General features: G+C 72.2%; 18 protein-coding genes and 1 riboswitch. Of the genes, 4 read left to right on the top strand and 14 right to left on the bottom strand.

What is annotated here, in order from left to right:
- Positions 1-38: 38 nt before the first annotated feature.
- The 4 genes from BLR05_RS10905 to BLR05_RS10920 all read right to left on the bottom strand — a co-directional run bounded on the left by BLR05_RS10905 (position 39) and on the right by BLR05_RS10920 (position 3,909).
- Entirely contained in the window at positions 39-1,520 is a 1,482-nt protein-coding gene (locus tag BLR05_RS10905; protein ID WP_092834602.1) for a cobyric acid synthase, read from the bottom strand.
- Between the two features lie 234 nt (positions 1,521-1,754).
- On the bottom strand, positions 1,755-2,567 hold the full coding sequence (budC, locus tag BLR05_RS10910; RefSeq protein ID WP_092834510.1) for a meso-2,3-butanediol dehydrogenase: 813 nt from the start codon (positions 2,565-2,567) through the stop codon (positions 1,755-1,757).
- Positions 2,568-2,738: 171 nt separating this feature from the next.
- A complete protein-coding gene (locus tag BLR05_RS10915; RefSeq protein ID WP_092834511.1) occupies positions 2,739-3,125 on the bottom strand; it encodes a DUF3037 domain-containing protein in 387 nt (128 codons plus the stop codon).
- Positions 3,112-3,909 (bottom strand): HipA family kinase, encoded by a 798-nt coding sequence (locus BLR05_RS10920; protein WP_092834512.1) that lies wholly within the window; start codon positions 3,907-3,909, stop codon positions 3,112-3,114. Before BLR05_RS10920 ends, BLR05_RS10915 begins: the two co-directional genes overlap by 14 nt.
- Before the next feature lie 335 nt (positions 3,910-4,244).
- Here BLR05_RS10920 and BLR05_RS10925 point away from each other — a divergent pair, with 335 nt between their 5' ends.
- Both BLR05_RS10925 and BLR05_RS10930 read left to right on the top strand, forming a co-directional pair.
- Entirely contained in the window at positions 4,245-5,528 is a 1,284-nt protein-coding gene (locus BLR05_RS10925; protein ID WP_092834513.1) for a type III effector, read from the top strand.
- A gap of 224 nt (positions 5,529-5,752) precedes the next feature.
- A complete protein-coding gene (locus BLR05_RS10930; RefSeq protein ID WP_244160085.1) occupies positions 5,753-7,267 on the top strand; it encodes a phospholipase D-like domain-containing protein in 1,515 nt (504 codons plus the stop codon).
- A gap of 36 nt (positions 7,268-7,303) precedes the next feature.
- On the opposite strand, the gene BLR05_RS10935 is transcribed toward BLR05_RS10930, so the two are convergent.
- From BLR05_RS10935 to BLR05_RS10980, 10 genes are read right to left on the bottom strand one after another with little or no spacing between them, the layout of a single operon-like run.
- On the bottom strand, positions 7,304-8,377 hold the full coding sequence (locus tag BLR05_RS10935; RefSeq protein WP_092834514.1) for an aminotransferase class I/II-fold pyridoxal phosphate-dependent enzyme: 1,074 nt from the start codon (positions 8,375-8,377) through the stop codon (positions 7,304-7,306).
- On the bottom strand, positions 8,374-9,462 hold the full coding sequence (gene cbiB, locus BLR05_RS10940; RefSeq protein WP_092834515.1) for an adenosylcobinamide-phosphate synthase CbiB: 1,089 nt from the start codon (positions 9,460-9,462) through the stop codon (positions 8,374-8,376). The genes BLR05_RS10935 and cbiB overlap by 4 nt, the downstream gene beginning before the upstream one ends.
- Positions 9,395-10,156, bottom strand: coding sequence for a 5,6-dimethylbenzimidazole synthase (gene bluB, locus BLR05_RS10945; protein WP_092834516.1), 762 nt, complete (start codon positions 10,154-10,156; stop codon positions 9,395-9,397). The genes cbiB and bluB overlap by 68 nt, the downstream gene beginning before the upstream one ends.
- Positions 10,157-10,180: 24 nt before the next feature.
- Positions 10,181-10,750, bottom strand: a complete 570-nt coding sequence (gene cobO / locus BLR05_RS10950; RefSeq protein WP_092834517.1) for a cob(I)yrinic acid a,c-diamide adenosyltransferase — start codon at positions 10,748-10,750, stop codon at positions 10,181-10,183.
- A gap of 55 nt (positions 10,751-10,805) precedes the next feature.
- The gene (locus BLR05_RS10955) at positions 10,806-11,606 is read right to left on the bottom strand and encodes an ABC transporter ATP-binding protein (RefSeq protein ID WP_092834518.1); all 801 of its coding nucleotides are present in this window, start codon (positions 11,604-11,606) and stop codon (positions 10,806-10,808) included.
- A 4-nt stretch (positions 11,607-11,610) separates the two neighbouring features.
- Positions 11,611-12,645: a FecCD family ABC transporter permease gene (locus BLR05_RS10960; protein ID WP_092834519.1), complete on the bottom strand. Its 1,035-nt coding sequence runs from the start codon at positions 12,643-12,645 to the stop codon at positions 11,611-11,613.
- On the bottom strand, positions 12,642-13,604 hold the full coding sequence (locus tag BLR05_RS10965; RefSeq protein ID WP_092834520.1) for an ABC transporter substrate-binding protein: 963 nt from the start codon (positions 13,602-13,604) through the stop codon (positions 12,642-12,644). Before BLR05_RS10965 ends, BLR05_RS10960 begins: the two co-directional genes overlap by 4 nt.
- On the bottom strand, positions 13,601-14,236 hold the full coding sequence (locus BLR05_RS10970) for a bifunctional adenosylcobinamide kinase/adenosylcobinamide-phosphate guanylyltransferase (RefSeq protein ID WP_092834521.1): 636 nt from the start codon (positions 14,234-14,236) through the stop codon (positions 13,601-13,603). Before BLR05_RS10970 ends, BLR05_RS10965 begins: the two co-directional genes overlap by 4 nt.
- A complete protein-coding gene (locus BLR05_RS10975) occupies positions 14,233-15,660 on the bottom strand; it encodes a cobyrinic acid a,c-diamide synthase CobB (RefSeq protein WP_092834604.1) in 1,428 nt (475 codons plus the stop codon). The genes BLR05_RS10970 and BLR05_RS10975 overlap by 4 nt, the downstream gene beginning before the upstream one ends.
- Before the next feature lie 14 nt (positions 15,661-15,674).
- Positions 15,675-17,549 carry a TonB-dependent receptor domain-containing protein gene (locus BLR05_RS10980; protein ID WP_377777662.1) on the bottom strand — a complete coding sequence of 625 codons (1,875 nt, stop codon included), beginning with the start codon at positions 17,547-17,549 and terminating at the stop codon, positions 15,675-15,677.
- An 82-nt stretch (positions 17,550-17,631) separates the two neighbouring features.
- Positions 17,632-17,893: riboswitch (cobalamin riboswitch) on the bottom strand.
- A gap of 49 nt (positions 17,894-17,942) precedes the next feature.
- Between BLR05_RS10980 and BLR05_RS10985 the strand changes: the two genes are divergently transcribed.
- Both BLR05_RS10985 and BLR05_RS10990 read left to right on the top strand, forming a co-directional pair.
- Positions 17,943-18,182 (top strand): DUF904 domain-containing protein, encoded by a 240-nt coding sequence (locus BLR05_RS10985; RefSeq protein ID WP_092834522.1) that lies wholly within the window; start codon positions 17,943-17,945, stop codon positions 18,180-18,182.
- Positions 18,179-18,619 (top strand): cell division protein ZapA, encoded by a 441-nt coding sequence (locus BLR05_RS10990; protein ID WP_092834523.1) that lies wholly within the window; start codon positions 18,179-18,181, stop codon positions 18,617-18,619. The genes BLR05_RS10985 and BLR05_RS10990 overlap by 4 nt, the downstream gene beginning before the upstream one ends.
- The last annotated feature ends 263 nt before the right edge of the window (positions 18,620-18,882 follow it).

Genomic DNA, 18,882 nt, shown 5'->3' on the forward strand with positions numbered 1-18,882 from the left:
TTCCAGGAAACGCACCGCGGCCGGGCGCGGTGCCGCGATCATCGTCGGCCGGCGCGCTGCGCCGCGCGCCAGGCGGGGTCGAACCATTCGTCCACGCCGCGCGCCAGCCGGCCGAACACCGCGTCCAGCGTCGGCACATCCGCGCCGAAAAGCGCACGCAGCGCGGCCGCATCCTCGAACAGGCCGTGCAGGTACAGGCCCAGCACGTTGCCGCGCGCGTTCTGCCACGCCAGGCCGGGGATGGCTTCATGCGCCACGTCGCCGGCCGCGGCCATGGCCGGGTGCTGCGCCGTGCGGCCGTGGTGGATCTCGTAGCCCTGCACGGCCACGCCCGAGAGCGCGCTCCAGGCGCCCTGCAACACACCGAAGGCGGTGCGCGTGCGGCGCACGGTCTTGGCCGGCTCGAACGCGGTGGCCAGCGGCAGCAGGCCCAGGCCGGGCGCATTGCCGTCCACGCCATGGGTGTCGATCAGCGCCTCGCCCAGCATCTGCAGCCCGCCGCAGATGCCCAGCACGCGGCCGCCGCGAGCGGCGTGGGCGGCGATGGCGGCATCCAGGCCCTGGGCGCGCAGCCAGGCCAGGTCGGCCGCGGTCGCCTTGGAGCCGGGCAGCACGATCCAGTCGGCGCCGGCCACCTCGGCCGGGCTGCGCGCCCACACGAGCCGCAGGCCCGGCACGCCCTTGAGCGGCTGGAATTCGTCGAGGTTGCTGATGCGCGGGTACGCCACCACCGCCACCGTGGTGTGCACCGCGCCGCCGGCGCCCGCGCGCGCGTGGCCGGCGTCGTCGAACACGCCGTCCTCTTCCGGCAGGCCGTGGCGCCACTGCATGGGGATGGTGGCCACCGTGGGCACGCCCGTGCGCTCGCGCAGCATGTCCGGCGCGGGCGCGAGCAGCGCGGCATCGCCACGGAATTTGTTGAGCACGAAGCCCTGGATCAGCGCGCGCTCTTCTTCGGGCAACAGCGCCCAGGTGCCGTAGAGGTGGGCGAAGGCGCCGCCGCGGTCGATGTCGGTCACCAGCAGCGCGTGCGCGGCTGCGTGCCGTGCCACGCGCATGTTGACGATGTCGTTGGCGTGCAGGTTGATCTCGGCCGGCGAGCCCGCGCCCTCGATCACCACGACGTCGTTCTCGGCCCGCAGCGCATCGAGCGCCGCAGCCACGTGCGGCCAGACGTGCACGCTGCGGCCGCGCCAGGGCATGCGCGTGAGTTCTTCGCTCACCTGCCCCATCAGGACCACCTGGCTGCGCGTATCGGCCTCGGGCTTGAGCAGCACCGGGTTCATGCGCACCTCGGGCTCGGCGCGCGCGGCCAGCGCCTGGAAATACTGCGCGCTGCCGATTTCGCCCTGCCCGCCGCCCGGCGCCGCGACCACGCGCGCGTTGTTGCTCATGTTCTGCGCCTTGAACGGCGCCACGCGCAGGCCCTGGTCGCTGAACCAGCGGCACAGCGCGGTGGCGAGCCAGCTCTTGCCGGCGCCGCTGGAGGTGCCGAGCACCATGATGCAGCGGGCGGTCATGCAGCCTCCGGCGCCGTGCAGGCGGCCCCTGCGCGGGAAGATGGACGGCACGCAGCGCTCGCGACCCGGCGTAGCCGTTCGGATGCGGGACGGGGATGGTATGGGGTGGGGATCACGGCACGGCAGCTAGCAGGGGGGGCCCGTCCGGGCAGGTGGCCGCCCGGATCGCGCAATATGCCTATTGTCCCCTGCGCCGCGGTGCCTCAAAGCGGATTGGCCGGCCCGGCCGGCCGCTCACCCCTGCGGCGGCTGCCCGTTCGATGCCGACACGCCGCCATCCACCGGCAGCACCACGCCGGTGACGAAGCCGGCGTCCGGGCTCGCGAGGAACGCGATCACGGAGGCGATCTCCCCGGGCTCGGCGCCGCGGCCCAGGGGGATGCGTTCGGCGAACTTGGCGAGCAGTTGGGGATCGCTCTTGATGTCCTCCGTCATGCCCGTGAAGGTAAGGCTGGGCGCCACGGCGTTTACGCGCACGCCGTCCTTGCCGTGGTCCAGCGCCAGCGCGCGGGTGAAGTTGGAGACGGCGCCCTTGGAGGTGTTGTAGAAGCTCATGTCCCAGTCGCCGCCCAGGCCCGAGACCGACGAGGTGTTGACGATGCAGCCCCGGGTCTTCAGCAGGTGCGGCATGGCGGCGCGCGCGCCATGGAACACGCCGGAGACGTTGGTGGCGAGGATGCGCTGCCAGTCGTCCAGGCTGGCCTCGGTGACCTTGCCCTGCACGGCGATGCCGGCGTTGTTCACCATGACGTCGAGGTGGCCGAAGCGCTGGACCGTGGCGTCCACCAGGGCCTGCACGTCTTCGAACTTCGAGACATCGGCCGGGTGCGCGAGCGTGCGGTCGGCCGGCAGGTCGGCGCGCGTGGCGGCGAGCTTGTCGTCGCTCAGGTCGGCGATGGCGACCATCGCCCCTTCCTGCGAGAAGCGGCGCGCGGTGGCGGCGCCGATGCCGGAGCCTGCCCCGGTGACGATCACGACCTTGCCGGCGAAGCGCCGGGACGAGTCGGAGGGGTTGGCGGAACTGGACTGCGAAGATGGGGATGCCATGGGACGTTCCTTTCGTGGGGTCTGCGTGGAAAGCAAACGTCCATTCTTCGCGCGGCCCGCCCCCGCGTCCGTGCGCCTTCGGCGCCGTATGCCTGTCGGAGGGCATCCCGCCAGCGGACCCGGCAGCGACCCGGCCGCGCGCGCCCGCGTATGGAAAGGCCGCCGGGCTCTTCAGCGCCGGACCATGCGGTCCATGATGTGCTCCAGCGCCATCGCGGCGTCCGTGCAGCGCCCGGTATGCACGGGCGAGGTCTGGATGATGGCGCTGCGCCGCGCAGTGAGCCAGTGGAAGCGCGCCCGGTAGGGCAGAGCCGCGATCGGGCCGCAGCCCGCGTCGCCCGCACAGATGGCCACGATGGCACGCAGGTGGCGCCGCACCGTGTCCATGTCCGCCTGAGGATCGAGCGCGAGCAGTCGTGCCTCGTCGAGCGCGGTCGCGGCCTGCAGGAAGCCGGACCGCTGGCACGAGAGGATCACGCCGGCATTGATGAACTCCTCGCGCTCCACGCGCGGCACCACGCGCACGACGGCGTAGTCATAGACATCAGCCGCGTGCATCGATCGCCCCCTGCAGCCAGGCCTGCCGGCCCGCGAGCCGTGCCAGGAAGTAATCGACGTAGGCTTGCCGGTGTGCCGCCGGATCGGCGAGCGCCCCATCGCCCTGCCCGTCCCCGTGGCCCTCGGCCGCCTGCGCCAGGAACAGCTCGGGCACCTCGGCCAGCACCGCCTGCAGGCATGGCGGGGTGAGGCGCGCCGCCAGCCCGGCATCCACCGCCGCCAGTTCCGTAGCCAGGGGCAGCAGCACGTGGTCGGCGATCGGCGCGAACGGCCGGGCGGGCTGCGCCACCGTGCCGTTCCAGGCATGGTGGAAGGTGAGCGATGCGCCATGGTCGATCAGCCACGGGTTGCGGTGCCACACCAGCAGGTTGGTATTGCGCGCGGTGCGGTCCACGTTGCCCACCAGTGCGTCGAACCAGACGAGGCGCGAGGCGAAATCGGGCGTGACGCGGTCCACCGCCGGATCGAAGTTGACCGCGCCGGACAGATAGTCGAGCGCCACGTTCAACCCCGCGCTCGCGCGGATCAGGTCCTGGATCTCGGGGTCGGGCTCGGTCTGCGCAAGCGCCGGGTCGAGCTGGGCGAGCACGATCTCGGGCACCGGCAGTTCCAGCGCCCGGGCGATGCCGCCGGCGATGATCTCGGCCATGAGCGCGCGCACGCCCTGCCCGGCACCGCGGAACTTGAGGACATAGACGCCGAGGTCGTCGCCCTCGACGACGGCCGGCATGGAGCCGCCCTCGCGCAGCGGCGTGACGTAGCGGCTTACGGTGATGGAACGCACGGCGGGGCTTTCACGACAAGAGATGGGAAAGGGCGGCCATGTTAGTGCACTCTTCGCCGGCGGGAGCGATTTTTCGCGCCTGCACCGGATGCGCTGCGCATGTTTGCGCATATTCGGAATTTTCACGCTGGCCATCCATTGCCCGCCAGCGAGCGTATCCGATGCCTCTACCATCCATTTCCGCCCATCGTCCTGACGCTGTCCGTGCAGCCTTTGCGCACTGCGACACGCCGACGAGCCGTTCGTCCCGCCCCTGCACCGAATCATCTCCCGGATTCCCTCGTCCCGAAGGCCTGCCGCCACGCAATGCGGGCACACGACAACCGTCCTGCCCCGTGGCCCGGGAGGCTGCCCTCCAACCGGAAGTCGCGCGGGAACGATCGCGCCGCGGCTGGACGCAGGCCGAAACCACTGCAGACCGGTGCCTTCACAAGGCCCTGTCCCTGCTGGGGCTCCGCACGACACGCGACCGGGCGGCAGACTTCATCCGCTTCATGGCCGATGCGGACGGCCAGCCCGGCGCATCCACGCTGCCGCTGGGGGACGGCTGGGTGCGCAATACCCGGAGAGTCAAGGACCAGGTCGCCACGATGGACCTGCGCATGGACGAGCGCGGCGCCGTCATCAACGTGCGGCGCCCCCCGCGCGCGTCCCGGATTCCCGAGGGCCGGGAACGGGAAGCCTTCGCCGCGGTACTCGAAGAGATGCGCAACCGGGGAAAGGACACGCTGCGTCCTGTACCCGTCCACTACCTCAACCGCAACACGGACGGCTATTTCCTGCCCACGCACGGATATGTCGTGGCAGGCGATCCCGGCAAGGGGCGCAAGAGCGGCGCCGTGCTCTACGGCGTCGGAGGAGACTCTGTCCGCGGTCCGGTCCTGCTGGACCGGCCCCTCCTGAAGCACCTGCTGTCCGGGATGGGAAAGGCCGGAGCTGCACGCTTTCCCGAGGCGGTCCGCGCCACCGTCGCGCAACTGGCTGGGCGACGGTTCGCAAGCCGCGAGGAATTCTTCAACGGCTACCGGTCCGCACGCGGTGACGCCTTGGACCCTGCCGCAGTCCGCAGGGAAGTCGCCTCGATCTGCCGGCTGCTTCCGATGGACACCATGGAGTTGTGGCCGAAAACGACGAGCGACCACCGCACTCCCAGGCCCTCGGCACCGGAAAAGGACATCCGCGCATTCGAACACCCGCCGGAAGGGTTCGCGCGCAAGGTGTACATGCGCCGGATCGAGGGCGTGCACCATACAGACCTCCAAGATGCCAGGCGGCAGTTCCTGCTGCACCGGCTCTACCAGGACGAGTGGATGGGTCGCGACGGATCGGGCTTTCCTCCGGAATCCATGCAGCCCCGGGCGGACTCGCCACAGCGCCATCGGCTGGCGGAGGCCACGCCACGCTTCCAGCGCCTTCCGCCCCATGCGTCCGGCAAGGTGGGAAACTGCAATTCAGGCGCGGCGTCCTTGCTGCAGCGTGCCATGGACAACCACTCGCGCAGCACGCCCGGCGCACGGGCCGGGAAAGCGGCCGCCGCGAGTATCTTCGGATTGGGTTCAGGGCATCGCATCAACCTCTGGGATCCCCTGAAGGATGCTCGGACGGAGGATCCATCGTGAGGGCATCTTCGGTCCGCGAAACCCTTGCACCCCGGCCGCGTGCTGCTCCGGAGCGCAATCCCCGGAACGGCGACCGTGGCAGAACCGGTCCCGTGGTGCGGGCTGCATGTTTCCCGTTCGGCATGGATAGGACCTGCGACGCTCCCGCACCGCCCAGGAACGCCAGGTTCGCCCCGCCGACGGCCACGGCAGCAGATGCCGCGAGGCACGTGGCCCCGACGGGCATGCGCGCCCGGGCATTCCAGGCGACCGCCTCCGGCGCATCCGGCTCGCGGAATCTGGTCGCCGACCTGCAGGCGGAACTGAGCCAGCGGTGGCCGGCACGCTTTTGCCACGTGGACGATTCCGCGCTCGTCCTGGACACCGTGCCATCCAGCGAGGACCGGCAGAAGCGGCTGATCCAGCTGACCATCGAATCGGCGGACCGGCTGGCCATCATGACCTCCTTCAGCATCCATCCGACCAAGGACCATGTACCCGGCCGCGTCTCCGGCACCACGTTCGCCATGATGGAGGCGCTGGCACGGCGGCAGCACGACCCGGACTTCACCTTCGTGCTGCTGTACAACGACAACAAACTGCAACGGAATGCCGCGATCGCGGCAGTCGTGGGACAGAACGTGACGGCCAACATGTCGCTGCGCAACGAAAGCCGGGTTCCGGGCACCATCACATGGCCTTCGGTGGTCCGGGCCTACAACGCCACGCAGGCGGACGACGGATTGAAGATCGGCACGGTGCGTGCCCGCGTGTATTTCGTGGCAGCCAAGGCCAGGGGCGCCGCCGGCTCCCACCACAACAAGTTCTGCATCAACGACCGCGGTGTGGCCGCCACCCTGGGCGCGAGCATCGCCAACAAAACCAAGGACGGATGGATGGACGGCGGCTGCATCGCCCTGTCGGCCCGTCTTGCCGAGAGCCAGCGCAACTATTTCCTCGATGAGCTGATTGGAGAGCACGCGGTGCGCTGCGCGCGCCTGGTCTGCCACGACGGGCTTGCCGTCATGGACTCTGTGAAGCACCCCGTCGCGGCGCTGCACACGCTGAGGGACATCGCCATGCGCCCGCCTTGCGATCCGGAAACCGGTAACGCAGGCCAGCACCCGATGCACGCAGCGCTCGCCAGGGCAGGCATCGCGTTCACGGGGGACCGGCAGAAGGTGCTATGGCTGCAGAATCCATCGAACGGATACCGGAACATGTTCTCGGAAGGGGGCAGGATGGAAGGCAAGCCGATCGGCTTCGCTCTGGCGAAGATCTTCAGTAGCGCGGGGCCGGGCGATACGCTGGACATTGCCGGGAAAAAGCTGGGCACGGAAGCCTTGCGCCTCATCGGCGACGCGCTCTCCAGGGGATGCAACGTCAACATCCTGGTGGACCGTTCCAGCAGGGGCCTGGTGGATTTCGCGGCACGCAGACTCTACGGAGGCAAGGCGAACCCGCCTGCAGGCCATCTCACGGTCAAGCACTATGCTCCTGGCGAGGCGCTGGCGCACGAACTGCAGATCAACCTGCGCAGCGAAGCGGTGCTGCACGCCAAGAACTATCTTCTCACCCGCAGTGACGGCTCCTGCATCGCCATGACGGGCTCCTACAACCTGGATGGGCAATCGCATTACCGATCCAATGAGAATCTGATGGTCTTCGAGACCAGGGATCCGACGTTGCGCCGCGCGCTGTTCGACGATATCTACCAGGGCAGCGACGTCGAAGCGCATCACTACCGACCCAATCGCTGAAGGGCCGGGCGAAAGGCCTGCATCCCCGCCTGCCGATCAGCCCATGCCACGGCAGGCCCGCGCGAAGGCTTGCTGCGCGCGCAGATCCAGCACGCCGAGCCGCACCCAGCCATTCAGCCCGAAGGAAGCGGCATCCCGCACCTTGACGCCCTGAGCGCGCAGTGCAGCCAGCCGCGCCGCCATATCGCCCGGTGGCGGCATGGCGGCGAAATAGTTGGAGAGGCTGCCCGGCCAGATATTCCACCCAAGTTCTTCGCAAAGGAGGATTTGGGCCGCCTTCCAGCCACGCAGCCTGTCGAGCGACGCGGCGAGCCAGTCCTGCACCTCCAGCGCCACCCAGGCCGACAGCATCGCCACCCCGTGCGCCCCGATCGGCCAGGAGGGCGCCAGGGCCTGCAGCGCATCCAGGCACTGCTGCGGCACGCAGGCCGGGGCGACGGCATAGGCAGCGCGCACGCCCGTGAGGCCCAGGGCCTTGTTGGGCGTCCAGAGCTGCCATGCGTTCGTGGGCAGCGGGCCGCCGGTGGCCTCCAGCCGCAGCGGCGCATAGGCGCAATCGACGATGCGCAGGCCGGCATCCGGGGCGCCGCCGCCATGGCATGCCAGCGCGCGCCATGCCTCCAGCGCGGGATCGGATGTGCCGAGGGGACTGCCGGGTTCACAGGCCCAGTGCAGCACGGCCTTTCCGGAATCCTTCTCCGCGCCCTCCTCCACTCGCGGCCCCGACGATGGCAGTAGCGGAAGGCCCCAGGCCCGGGCCGCGCGCGCATAGTCGCCATAGGCCTGCGCAGGCACCACCACTCCGGCCACGCCCTGCCGTGTGGCCCACGCGGTGAAACGGTGGATGAATTCGCTGGCGCTCGCGGCGGGCACGATGCGTTCGGGCGCCACGCCGTGCCAGGCGCTCAGGGCCTCGCGCAGCGCGGTGTAGGCCGGATCGGGATAGCGTGCAGCGTCAGCCTCGCGCACGGCCGCCAGGGCGGTCGGACAGGGCCCGCAGGCGTTCGCGTTGGTGGAAAAATCGTGCAGCGGAACGCCCAGGGCGTCCGGGCCGCCATGCACCGGCAACCCCTGCGCGGCCGTGCCGCCGTTGAGCGCCTGTCGCGTCATGGCAGTACGCCTCCCAGTGCGACGTGCAGGGCAACATGCAGGACGACACGCAGCCACTCCAGCGCCCACAGCGCGGCCAGGGCGAGCGGCAGGCACCATGCCACGGCCAGCGCGGCCAGCGCGGCGGCCCGGTGGGTGTCCGGCGGGGCGGCGGCCCTGCCGCGGCGGTGCAGGGTGTACACGCCCGGCTTGCACAGTCGCACATCCAGCGCGAGCGCCATCGCGGCCATCGGCCAGCCGCTGTTGGGCGACGGCGTCCTGCGCGCCTGCCGGGCCACCGCGGCCCAGCGCACGCGGTGCCCGCACAGCGCCAGCAGCACCGCGGTGATGCGCGCGGGCACCCACGAGAGCACATCGTCCGCACGCGCCGCCCACTTGCCGGCCCACTGCCAGTAACGCCCGCCGCGCATGCCGGGGTAGCCCCACATGGCATCCGCGGTGTTGGCAAAGCGGTAGAGCGCCGCGCCGGGCAGCCCCAGCAGCGCGAACCAGAAGAGCGGCGCCACCACGGAATCGTTCAGGTTCTCGGCCAGCGACTCGATGGCGGATTCGCGCACCTGCACGGCCTGCAGCGCGCGGACATCGCGGCTCACGAGGCGCGACAGCCGCTCGCGCCCGGCCTCCAGCGATTGCGACAGGGCACCCTCCACCGCCACGACCTCGTCGCGCAGCATGCGCCAGGCCAGCAGGGGCTTGAGCAGCAATGCCAGCACGGGCACGGCCAGCCACGCGGGCATCTGCAGTGCCGCGTGCTGCAGCGCCCCGGCGGCGCCGGCCACCGCCGAGGCCATCAGCAGCCAGGCCGCAGCGCCCAGCACGAAGGCCCGGGCATCGTCGGCCACCGGCTGCGCGGGCGCGATGCGTTCGCCGCACCAGTGCAGCGCACGCCCCATCCAGACCACCGGGTGCAGGGCCACCGGCGGCTCGCCCCACCAGCGGTCGATCGCCAGCGCGGCCGCGATGGCAGCGGCCCAGGGCAGCGCAGCCAGCAGGGCCTGCAACAGCGCGGAGCCGCCGTCAGCCACCCTCGGCCCCCCGGTTTTCGCCGCCCGACAGCCAGGGTGCCGGGCGTCCCCAGGCCCCATCGAACACCACCGACGCCAGTGGCGCGCGGTGCGCCCAGCGCTCGCGCTCCAGCATGGGCGACGGGTAGAAGCCGTGCACCGGCCCCAGGCAGAGCAGCGCGACCGGCTCGGCGCCGGGCGGCAGGCCCAGCAGGCGCGCGACGTCGGCAGGATCGAAGATCGACACCCAGCCCATCCCCAGCCCTTCGGCGCGCGCGGCCAGCCAGAGGTTCTCGATGGCGCAGCCCACCGAAGCCACGTCCATGTGGGGCATGGTGCGGCGGCCGAACACGTGCGCGTCCCGCCCGTCCGCCAGCACCACCGCGATCAGCTCCGCCGCATCGAGGATGCCTTCCAGCTTGAGCCGCAGGAACGCCTCCTGCCGCCCCGCACCCTGTACCGGCGGTGCCGCTCCCTCCTGCGCCGGGCTCCCGCCCAGCACCTCCGCCGTGCGCAGGCGCTCGGCATCGACGCAGGCATGCAGCTGGCGCCGCAGCGCAACATCGGACACGCGAATGAAACGCCAGGGCTGCATGAAGCCCACGCTGGGGCCCTCGTGCGCGGCGCGCAGCAGGCGCTCGAGCACGGCGGGCGCGACGTGCCCCCCCGCGAAGTGGCGCATGTCGCGCCGCTCGCGGATGGCGCGGTAGATGGCCTCGCGCTCCGCGGCACTGTAGGCCTCGCCCGGGGCCGCACCGGATTCGCCAGGTGCCATGCCGTTGCCTTCCGTATGCAAGCGTCAGTCCTCGATGCCGCGCTGCGCCGGCACCCCGGCCTGGAACGCATGCTTGACCAGGCCCATCTCGGTGACCGTATCCGCCAAGTCGATCAGTTCCCGCGGGCAGCGGCGCCCCGTCAGCACCACGTGCACGTCGCGCGGCCGCTCGCGCAGGGCCTGCAGCACCTCCTGCAGGGGCACCCAGCCGTAGATGAGGGGATAGGTGACCTCGTCGAGCACCACCAGGAAATGCCCGCCGCCCAGGATGGCGTCCCGGGCACGCTCCCAGCCGGCGCGGGCCAGGGCAGCCGAATGCTCCAGGTCGCGGCTCTTCCAGCTGAAGCCGTCGCCCAGACCCTCGATGGGAATGCCGAGCTGCTCGAAGACGCGGTGCTCGCCGAAGCGCGCGCTGGGCACCTTCATGAACTGGAAGATCTTCACCGGCTTGCCGCGGCCGTGCGCGCGCAGCGCGAGGCCGAAGGCCGCCGTGCTCTTGCCCTTGCCGTCGCCGGTATGCACCAGCACGAGGCCGCGGCGCTCGCCGTCCGGCTTGTCCGAGCGGCGCTCGGTGGGGGGAGATTCGATCTGCATGCGGAAAAAGACGAATGAGGGAAGGAGAAAGGAAAGGCTGAATCGGGGAGCAGTGTCAGCCGCCTGGCGCGGCGGGACCGACGCATGGCACCGCCACGCGCAGGCCGTCCACCTCGCGCACGCGGATGCGGTGGCCGAACACCGCCTCCAGCGCCGCATGGGTGGCGGGATCATCGCCCGGGCCATGGTGCAGCACCCGGCCTGCATCCAGGATGACCAGCGCATCGGCCTGCAGCGCGAATGACACTTCGTGCAGCACGCTCACCACCGCGCAGCCCTGCCGCGCCAGGCCGCGCACGGTCTGCAGCCAGTCGGCCTGGTGGGGCGGGTCGAGGTGGGCGAGCGGCTCGTCCATGAGCAGCACGGGGGCCTGCACGGCCAGCGCGCGGGCCAGCAGCACGCGCTGGCGCTCGCCACCGGAGAGTTCGGAGAGCGGGCGGTGGCGCCATGCCCAGGCCTGCGTGGCCTCCAGCGCGGCGCGCACGGCCGCATGGTCCGCCGGGCTGGGTGGCGCGAGCCAGGGCTGGTGCGGCAGGCGGCCCAGCATGGCGATGTCGTAGGCGGGCAATCCATCGGAGCCGGCCTCGCCCTGCCCCAGCCACGCGAGCTGGCGCGCACGCTCCCGCGCGCCCCAGCGCGGCAGCGGGCGGCCCGTCAAGTCGATGTGGCCGCTCACGGTGCCGCCCGGCAGCAGGCCCGCGAGGGCCTTGAGCAGGGTCGATTTGCCGGCACCGTTCGGGCCGACCACGCTGGTCCAGCAGCCGGCGGGAATCCGCAGGTCCACGCCGCGCAGCACGGGCGTGCCGCCGAACGATGCGCAGAGGCCGGACGCCTGCAGGGCGATGGAGCGATCCATGCGTTCAGCCTCCCCGGCCCAGCTGCGTGCGCCGGTGCATGAGCCACAGCAGGTAGCTGCCGCCCAGGGCCGCGGTGAGCACGCCCACGGGCAGCTCCTGCGGCGCGACGATCCAGCGCGCGAGGATGTCCGCGGCCAGCAGCAGCACCGCGCCCATGAGGCTGGAGAGCACCACGTGGCGCTGGTGGGTGGTCGGTACGATGGAACGCACCAGGTGCGGGGCGGCCAGGCCCACGAAGGCGATCAGGCCCGTCTGCGCCACCGCGGTGCCGGTGGCCAGCGCCATCGCCGCCACCAGCCCGGCGCGCATGGGCGCGAGCGGCAGGCCCAGGCTGGCCGCCGTGGCCTCGCCCAGCACCAGCCCGTCCAGCGCGCGTGCCAGCACCGAGGCGGTGCCGGCGCTGAGCGCCCAGGCCCCGGCCATCAGCCCGCAGGCGATCCAGCCCACGAAACTGGTGCTGCCCAGGGTGAAGGCCTGCATGGCCTGCAGGATCTCGGGCGAGGCCAGCTCCACCAGGTCGCGCGCGGCGCCGAGCACCACGCCCACGATCACGCCCGCCAGCAGCAGCCGCAGCGTGTGCTGCACGCCGCGCGCCAGCACCAGCGTGAGCAGCACGGCCGCCACGGCGCCGAGAAAGGCCATGCCCGTCACGCCCAGCCGCGCGAGCCACTGCGATGCGCCGGGCGACAGCCCGAACAGCGCCATGGCCAGCGCGCCGCCGAGTGCCGCGCCCGAGGCGCTGCCCAAAAGGTACGGGTCCGCCAGCGGATTGCGGAACAGCCCCTGCGCCACCGCGCCGGACAGGCCGAGCAGCGCACCGGCGAGCCAGGCGCCCAGGGTACGCGGCAGGCGGATGTCCCAGAGGATCTGCCGCGCCACGGGATCGGCATCCGGCCCCCAGGCCAGTCCGATGCCGGTGCTGCCCACGCTCGCGCCCAGCAGCAGCAGGGCCGCGCCGGCCAGCAGCAGCCCCGCGGCCAGCCATGCCGCACGGCGGGCGCCGCCGGCATCCCCGGCCCCGTCGTCCACCGGCCTCATGGCGCCTTGTCCGCGAGGCAGCGCGCCATGATGCGCGCGGCATCCGCCATGCGCGGGCCGGGGCGCACCGCCACGTCGGCCTCGCGCGGGGAGAACACGCAGACACGCTGCCCCTGCACGGCGCGCAGGCCGTCCCAGCCCGGGTACGGCACCAGGGCCTGCATGCTGCTGTTGCCCACCATGATGATGTCCGGCTGGGCGCGCACGACGAACTCCGGGTTCAGCCGCGGGAACGGCCCCAGCTCGGGCGGCACCACGTTGCGCGCGCCCAGGCGGGCCAGCGTCTCGCCGATGAAGGACGACGTGCCGGCCGCGTACGGCCCCCGGCTCACCTCGAAATACACCCGGACGCCGCGTGCGCGCTCCGGCAGCGACTGCGCGGCCGCCTGCACACCCGCGTCGATCTCTCGCCACACGCGGTCTGCGCCCTGCTGCGGCGGCACGGCCAGCAGCGTGCCCAGGGTGCGCAGCACCTCGCGCACATCGGCATGCGTCTTGGGCTCGAGCGCCACCACGGGAATGCCCAGCGCCTCCAGCCGGTCGCTCGCGCGCGAGCTGGTCGCCAGCAGCACCACGTCCGGCCGCCGGGCGGCGATGGCCTCGATGTTCGGGTCGATGCCGCCGCCCATCTGCGGCAGCGCGCGCACGGATTCGGGCCAGTTGGAGTAACGGTCCACGCCCACCAGCCGCGCGCACTGCTGCAGCGCGCAGACCGATTCGGTGAGCGAGGGCAGCAGGCTCACGATGCGCTGCGGCGGCCGGGCGAAGGCGATGCGGCGCCCGCGTCCGTCGGTGATCGCCACGCCGCCCGCGGGAGTGTCCGGCACAGAGGAAGCCGCGGCGGCGGGCGTCGGCGGGACCTGCGCCAGGGCCGGCCCCGGCGCGCCGGCAAACCATGCCAGCAGGGCCGCCGCCCCCAGGCACTGCAGGAAAGTAAGGACGCGAGGCCACCGGTTCATGGATGCGGTGCCTCCTTCAGCGCGAGCGGCAGGCCGGCTGCCATGAGGGTGACGCGCGCGCAGGCCTCGGCAGTGCGCTGGTTGAGGCGGCCCAGCGTATCCACGAAGGCACGCACCTCGCGGCCCAGCGGGATGACACCCAGTCCGATCTCGTTGCCGACCACCACCACCGGCCCCGGAGCCTGACGGACGGCCTCCAGGAAGGCCCGGCACTGGGGCTCGAAGTCGCCCGGCGGCGGCGCCTCCGGCAGCGGCATCAGCCACTGCGTGAGCCACAGCGTGAGGCAATCGACCACCACCAGCGTCCCCGCCCGCGAGCAGCGCGCCAGCGCGCCGGCCACGTCCAGCGGCTCCTCCACCGTCTCCATGCCCGGCACGCGCACCGCGCGCTCGCGCTGGTGGCAGGCGATGCGCTCGCGCATCTCGTCGTCCCAGGCCCGGCCCGTAGCGATGAGCACCGCGCGGTGCGCGCCGGAGGCCTCCATCCAGGTGCGCGCCAGCATCTCGGCTCGGCGCGACTTGCCGCTCTTCTGCCCGCCCAGGATGAATTCGCTGCGCGCGAGCGCCATCGGCGCGCCCTGCATGCCGTCGCCGATGCCATCGCCCACGGAAGGGGCCGCCAGGGCCGTCATGCCGCGGCCTCCGGAGCCACCGCCGGCGCTGGCGCCGCCAGCGCGTCTTCGGCGCCGAACAGCGCCGCCACCGCCCGCGGGCTGGAGGGGAACCAGGCGTGGAAATAGCTCGCGTGGATGCTGTCCTGCCGATAAAGTACCTCGCCCGCGCCGCCTTCGCCCGGCTCCGGACGGCGGGTGCGCGCACGCACGGGGGCGCTGCTCTCGCAGGTCGAGTAATGGAAGGTGTGGCCGCGCAGCACATGGCCGTCCAGGTCCAGCTGCTGTGGCCCCAGCGCGGCCAGCCGCCGCTGCATGGCCACGTGGCCCGGCAGCAGCCCCCAGAGCGGCTTGCGCTCGCCGTCCGCGAGGGTGATCGATTCGAAGAGCGCCATCATGCCGCCGCATTCTGCCCATACCGGCCGGCCGGCCTCCACGTGGGCCCGCAGGCTGCGCTGCATGGCGGTGTTGGCGGCCAGGCGGTCGGCGTGCAGTTCCGGATAGCCGCCAGGCAGCCACACCGCGTCGCAGGCCGGCAGCTCCGCATCCCGCAGCGGCGAGAATCGCCGCACGCGGGCGCCCAGGGCTTCCAGTGTCTGCAGGTTGGCCCGGTAGACGAAGCAGAACGCGGCATCACCGGCCACCGCCACGGTGCGGCCGGCCAGCAGGGGCGGCACCGCGGCACGCGGCGCGGGCGCGGCGAACTCCACGGAGAACCGCTCCTGCCAGTCCTGCGGCGACAGGCGGCCCAGGGGGGTCTGCGCCAGCGCGTCGGCCGCAAGGTCGATGCGCGCCAGGCCGTCGGCCAGCTCGTGCGCGGCCACCAGGCCCAGGTGCCTCTCGGGCAGCAGCCCGGCGCGCTGGCGCCCCGGTGGCGCTGCGCCCCCGGGTGCACCCGCCGCGGGCGGGGCGACACGCGCCAGGGCGCCCATCCAGTCGCCCGCGTCCGCCAGGCTCTCCTGCAGCATGCCGGCATGGCGCGGGCTGCCCACGCGGTTGGCCAGCACGCCCGCCCAGGGCAGGCCCGGGCGGTAGTGCCGCAGGCCCCAGGCCAGCGCGCCGAAGGTGCCCGCCATGGCGGAGGCATCCACGACGGCCAGCACCGGCAGGCCGAAGCGCTGCGCGAGGTCCGCGAGGCTGGGCGTGCCGTCGAACAGGCCCATCACGCCCTCGACCAGGATCAGGTCGGCCTCCTGCGCGGCGGCGTGCAGCCGCTCGGCCGCGTCCTGCTCGCCCGTCATCCAGAGATCGATGGCATGCACCGGCGCGCCGCTGGCCTGCTCCAGCCAGCAGGGGTCGAGAAAATCCGGCCCGCACTTGAACACGCGCACGCTCCGCCCCTGCCGCGCGTGCAGGCGCGCCAGCGCGGCGGTCACGGTGGTCTTGCCCTGCCCCGACGACGGCGCGGCGATCGCGATCGCCGGGCAGCGGACGCTGCCCGCCATGTCCCCGGCCCTGCTCAACGCGGCGCCCACTTCAGGCCCACGTAGAACGTGCGGCCCGCCTGCGCGTAGGTGCGCGCGGTCTGGTAGTTCCTGTCGGCGAGGTTGTCCACGCGCGCGAGCAGCGTCGTATCCTGCGCCACACGCGTGCTGGCATACAGGTTGACGAGCGTGTAGCCGCCCAGCACCGCCGTGTTGGCGGCATTGTCGTAGCGGCGGCCCGAGGCCTGCACTTCCGAGCCCACTGTCCAGCCGGCCACGCGCGTATCCGCGCCCAGGGTGGCGTGGCGCCGGGCGCGGCGCGGCAGTTCGCGGCCGGTGGTCTCGTCGCGATGGTTCTGCAGATCGACCGAGGCCCGCAGCTGCACGCCGCCCACGGCATGCTGCGCGGACAGCGTCACGCCTTCGTACTTCGCCCGGCCCGCGTTGGCATAGCAGCCGAACTCGTCCTGGCAGGGGCCTGCCGCGCCGAACACGATGAGGTTCTTCACGCGGTTGCGGTAGGCCACCACGGACGCGCTGCTCCCGCCCTGCGCCCAGCGCAGGCCCAGTTCCACGTTGCGGCCCTCTTCCGGCTTCAGCGACGCGACACCGTAGGGGCTGAACCGCTGGTAGAGCGTGGGCGCGCGGAAGGAGGTGCCTGCCGAGGCGGTCGCTCGCCACTGCGGCGTGATCGCGTAGCCATAGGCGATGCTGCCGGTGTTGTGGCCGCCGAACTCGCTGTCGGAATCGTGGCGGGCATTGAGCTGCAGCGCGTGCGGGCCGGCGGTGAAGCCGTAGCCCAGCGCGAGTGCGTCCTGCGAGCGGTCGCCGTCGAGGCTTCCGTTGCGCAGCTGGTCCTCGCGGCGCTCCAGCGCGGCGGTGAAGAGGTGCGCCCCCTCGCGCCATTCGTTCTGGAACAGGTAGCCGCGCAGGCGCGTATCGGCGGTATAGGGCGAGGGGCGCGTCTCGTAGCGCTCGCGCGAATCCGTAACCGACAGGCGGGTGGTGTAGCGGTCGCTCCATTGCGCGCGCCAGTTCAGCCCCAGCGCATGCATGCGGTGCAGGGCGCGGTCGTCGTTGCCCAGGGGCGTGGTGTCGTAGCCCGCGTTGGTGTCGGCGCCCAGCAGCGTGCCTTCGATGCGCTGGCGCGGATCGATCTGCAGGCCCACGCGCGCGTTCACGGCGGAGCGGCGCAGGCCGTCCTTGTCGGGGTTCTGGCCCGCGATGGGCCGGGCGTTGAAGCCGTCGCTGATCTCCCGCTCGAAGCCCAGCGCGTAGTCCACCGCGCGGCCCTCGCCCGCCGAGCCGCTCACGCCGGCCTCGGCCTTGTAGGTGCCGTGGCTGCCGGCCCCGATGCCCACGTAGGGCTGCGCCGGGCCCTCTCCCTTGCGCGTGAAGATCTGGATCACGCCGCCCACGGCGTCCGAGCCGTACACCGCGGCGGCGGGGCCGCGCAGCACCTCGATGCGGTCGATGAGGCCCAGCGGGATCGCTTCCCAGGGCGCGCCGCCCGTGGTCTGCGAATCCACGCGCACGCCATCGATATAGACGGCGGTGAAGCGCTGCTCCGCGCCGCGCAGATAGACGCTGGTCGTCGTGCCCGGTCCGCCGTTGCGTGAAATCTCGATGCCCGGCACGCGGGCCAGCACATCGGCGAGCCCGGTGGCGCCGCTGGCCTCGATGGTGTCGCGGTCCACGATGGAGACATCGGCCACGAGATCGGCCAGGGGCTGCGGCGTGCGGTTGGCGGTCACCACGACCTCGCCCATCGGGGCGCCGGTGGCGGCGTGCGCCGCCGGGGCCGGCGACAGACCCGAGGCGAGCAGGAGCAGCGCGGCGGGTGCATGGAAGGGGATGGGAGCCGTACGTGCGCCGGCGGCGCCGCGGAACCGGGGAATCGGAGAATGCATGGAGGCGATCGGAGAAAACGAACCCGCGCCGGCCTCCCCGCCGGCATTGGGCGACACGGCCGCGCCAGGGCCGTTGGCTCTGGGCGCGGCCTCCGTGTTGGCCGGTATCCGGGCTGGTGGACGACACGCTCCTGCGCCTTCCCAGGCGCTTGTTCAAGGCACCCAGTGGCTTTGTGCAGGAGGCGGCGAAAGCCGTTGCGCCGAAAGGAGCGGCAGCTTTCTTCCACGGACCGTTGCGGGGGCAGCGCAGGCACGGCGCGTCCGTGGCGGACGGCGCCTCCCTGCTTCCCGTTGAACCGCGGCCTGTGAACCAGGCCGCAAGCACCAACGCAGCGGATTCTAGGACGTTTCGATACATATTCACCCGCACGGCCCCAACCCTACAATCCGTGCATGGATTCACCCTCCCCCCTCGACCAGATCACCGAGCGCGTGGAGCGGCTGCTCGTGCGCCATGCCGAGCTACAGCGCGCCAACGCCCTCCTCACCGGCCAGGTGGTCTCGCTCACGCAGGAGCGCGACTCGCTCCGGTCGCGCCTCCACACGGCCCGCGCGCGCATCGACGCGATGCTGGAGAAACTGCCGCCCCCGCCGGCCGATGCCCCGACCGACCTGCCCAAGGAGGCCGAATGAACCAGATCGAAGTGCAGATCATGCAGCAGAGCTACCGCCTCGCCTGCCCCGAAGGCCAGCAGGAACGGCTGCTGCAGGCGGTCGAACGCGTGGACGCGGCCATGGTCCGCATCCGCGACGCCGGCAAGGTGCGCGCGCGCGAGCGCATCGCCGTGCTGGCGGCCCTGAATCTGGCCTTCGAGCTGGCCGAACAGGCCCGCGCCGCGGTGGCCCCCGCCGAACCGCCGGCCGCGGAAGAACCCGCGGGCACCCCACCCTCCGCGGACGGGCAGGCCGCTGCCGATGGGCAGGCCACGCCGGCCGCCGCCACGCCGGACCCCGCCGGGCCCGCCCAGCGCAGCCTGCTGGCCGACGGCGAGGCACCGGACGGCGGCGCGCTGCAGGCGCTGCTGCGGCGCCTGGACCACGCGCTGGGCGAGGACGGCCGGCTGGCCTGACCCCGCACTTCCAAAGGAGGATTTGCCAGCCTACAATGGGGGCGTCTGCAGTGCCGCCGGGCTTTATATTTCCTTGAACCAATGCTCCATGAGCAAGGGCTTGGTACATTGCCCGGTGAGCGTGATCATCTCGCGTCAGATGAACCCAACGCCTGGCTGCCCTCGCCCCCCTGAACCCCCGGTTCAGGATGACGGTCCGGCGGCTACTGCGGACACCTTTTCCCCCGAGCGCCGCGGCACCCCGCGGCGCTTTTGCGTTGCGG

The organism is Paracidovorax cattleyae (assembly GCF_900104515.1).
In the GTDB taxonomy this organism is placed as follows: Bacteria; Pseudomonadota; Gammaproteobacteria; order Burkholderiales; family Burkholderiaceae_C; genus Paracidovorax; species Paracidovorax cattleyae.

Bases quoted from the DNA above. Each gene is read 5' to 3' on its own strand.
- BLR05_RS10905 (WP_092834602.1), bottom strand. From the start codon at position 1,520: ATGACCGCCCGCTGCATCATGGTGCTCGGCACCTCCAGCGGCGCCGGC.
- budC (WP_092834510.1), bottom strand. From the start codon at position 2,567: ATGGCATCCCCATCTTCGCAGTCCAGTTCCGCCAACCCCTCCGACTCG.
- BLR05_RS10915 (WP_092834511.1), bottom strand. From the start codon at position 3,125: ATGCACGCGGCTGATGTCTATGACTACGCCGTCGTGCGCGTGGTGCCG.
- BLR05_RS10930 (WP_244160085.1), top strand. From the start codon at position 5,753: ATGCGCGCCCGGGCATTCCAGGCGACCGCCTCCGGCGCATCCGGCTCG.
- BLR05_RS10935 (WP_092834514.1), bottom strand. From the start codon at position 8,377: ATGACGCGACAGGCGCTCAACGGCGGCACGGCCGCGCAGGGGTTGCCG.
- cbiB (WP_092834515.1), bottom strand. From the start codon at position 9,462: ATGGGGCCTGGGGACGCCCGGCACCCTGGCTGTCGGGCGGCGAAAACC.
- bluB (WP_092834516.1), bottom strand. From the start codon at position 10,156: ATGGCACCTGGCGAATCCGGTGCGGCCCCGGGCGAGGCCTACAGTGCC.
- cobO (WP_092834517.1), bottom strand. From the start codon at position 10,750: ATGCAGATCGAATCTCCCCCCACCGAGCGCCGCTCGGACAAGCCGGAC.
- BLR05_RS10955 (WP_092834518.1), bottom strand. From the start codon at position 11,606: ATGGATCGCTCCATCGCCCTGCAGGCGTCCGGCCTCTGCGCATCGTTC.
- BLR05_RS10960 (WP_092834519.1), bottom strand. From the start codon at position 12,645: ATGAGGCCGGTGGACGACGGGGCCGGGGATGCCGGCGGCGCCCGCCGT.
- BLR05_RS10965 (WP_092834520.1), bottom strand. From the start codon at position 13,604: ATGAACCGGTGGCCTCGCGTCCTTACTTTCCTGCAGTGCCTGGGGGCG.
- BLR05_RS10970 (WP_092834521.1), bottom strand. From the start codon at position 14,236: ATGACGGCCCTGGCGGCCCCTTCCGTGGGCGATGGCATCGGCGACGGC.
- BLR05_RS10975 (WP_092834604.1), bottom strand. From the start codon at position 15,660: ATGGCGGGCAGCGTCCGCTGCCCGGCGATCGCGATCGCCGCGCCGTCG.
- BLR05_RS10980 (WP_377777662.1), bottom strand. From the start codon at position 17,549: ATGCATTCTCCGATTCCCCGGTTCCGCGGCGCCGCCGGCGCACGTACG.
- BLR05_RS10985 (WP_092834522.1), top strand. From the start codon at position 17,943: ATGGATTCACCCTCCCCCCTCGACCAGATCACCGAGCGCGTGGAGCGG.
- BLR05_RS10990 (WP_092834523.1), top strand. From the start codon at position 18,179: ATGAACCAGATCGAAGTGCAGATCATGCAGCAGAGCTACCGCCTCGCC.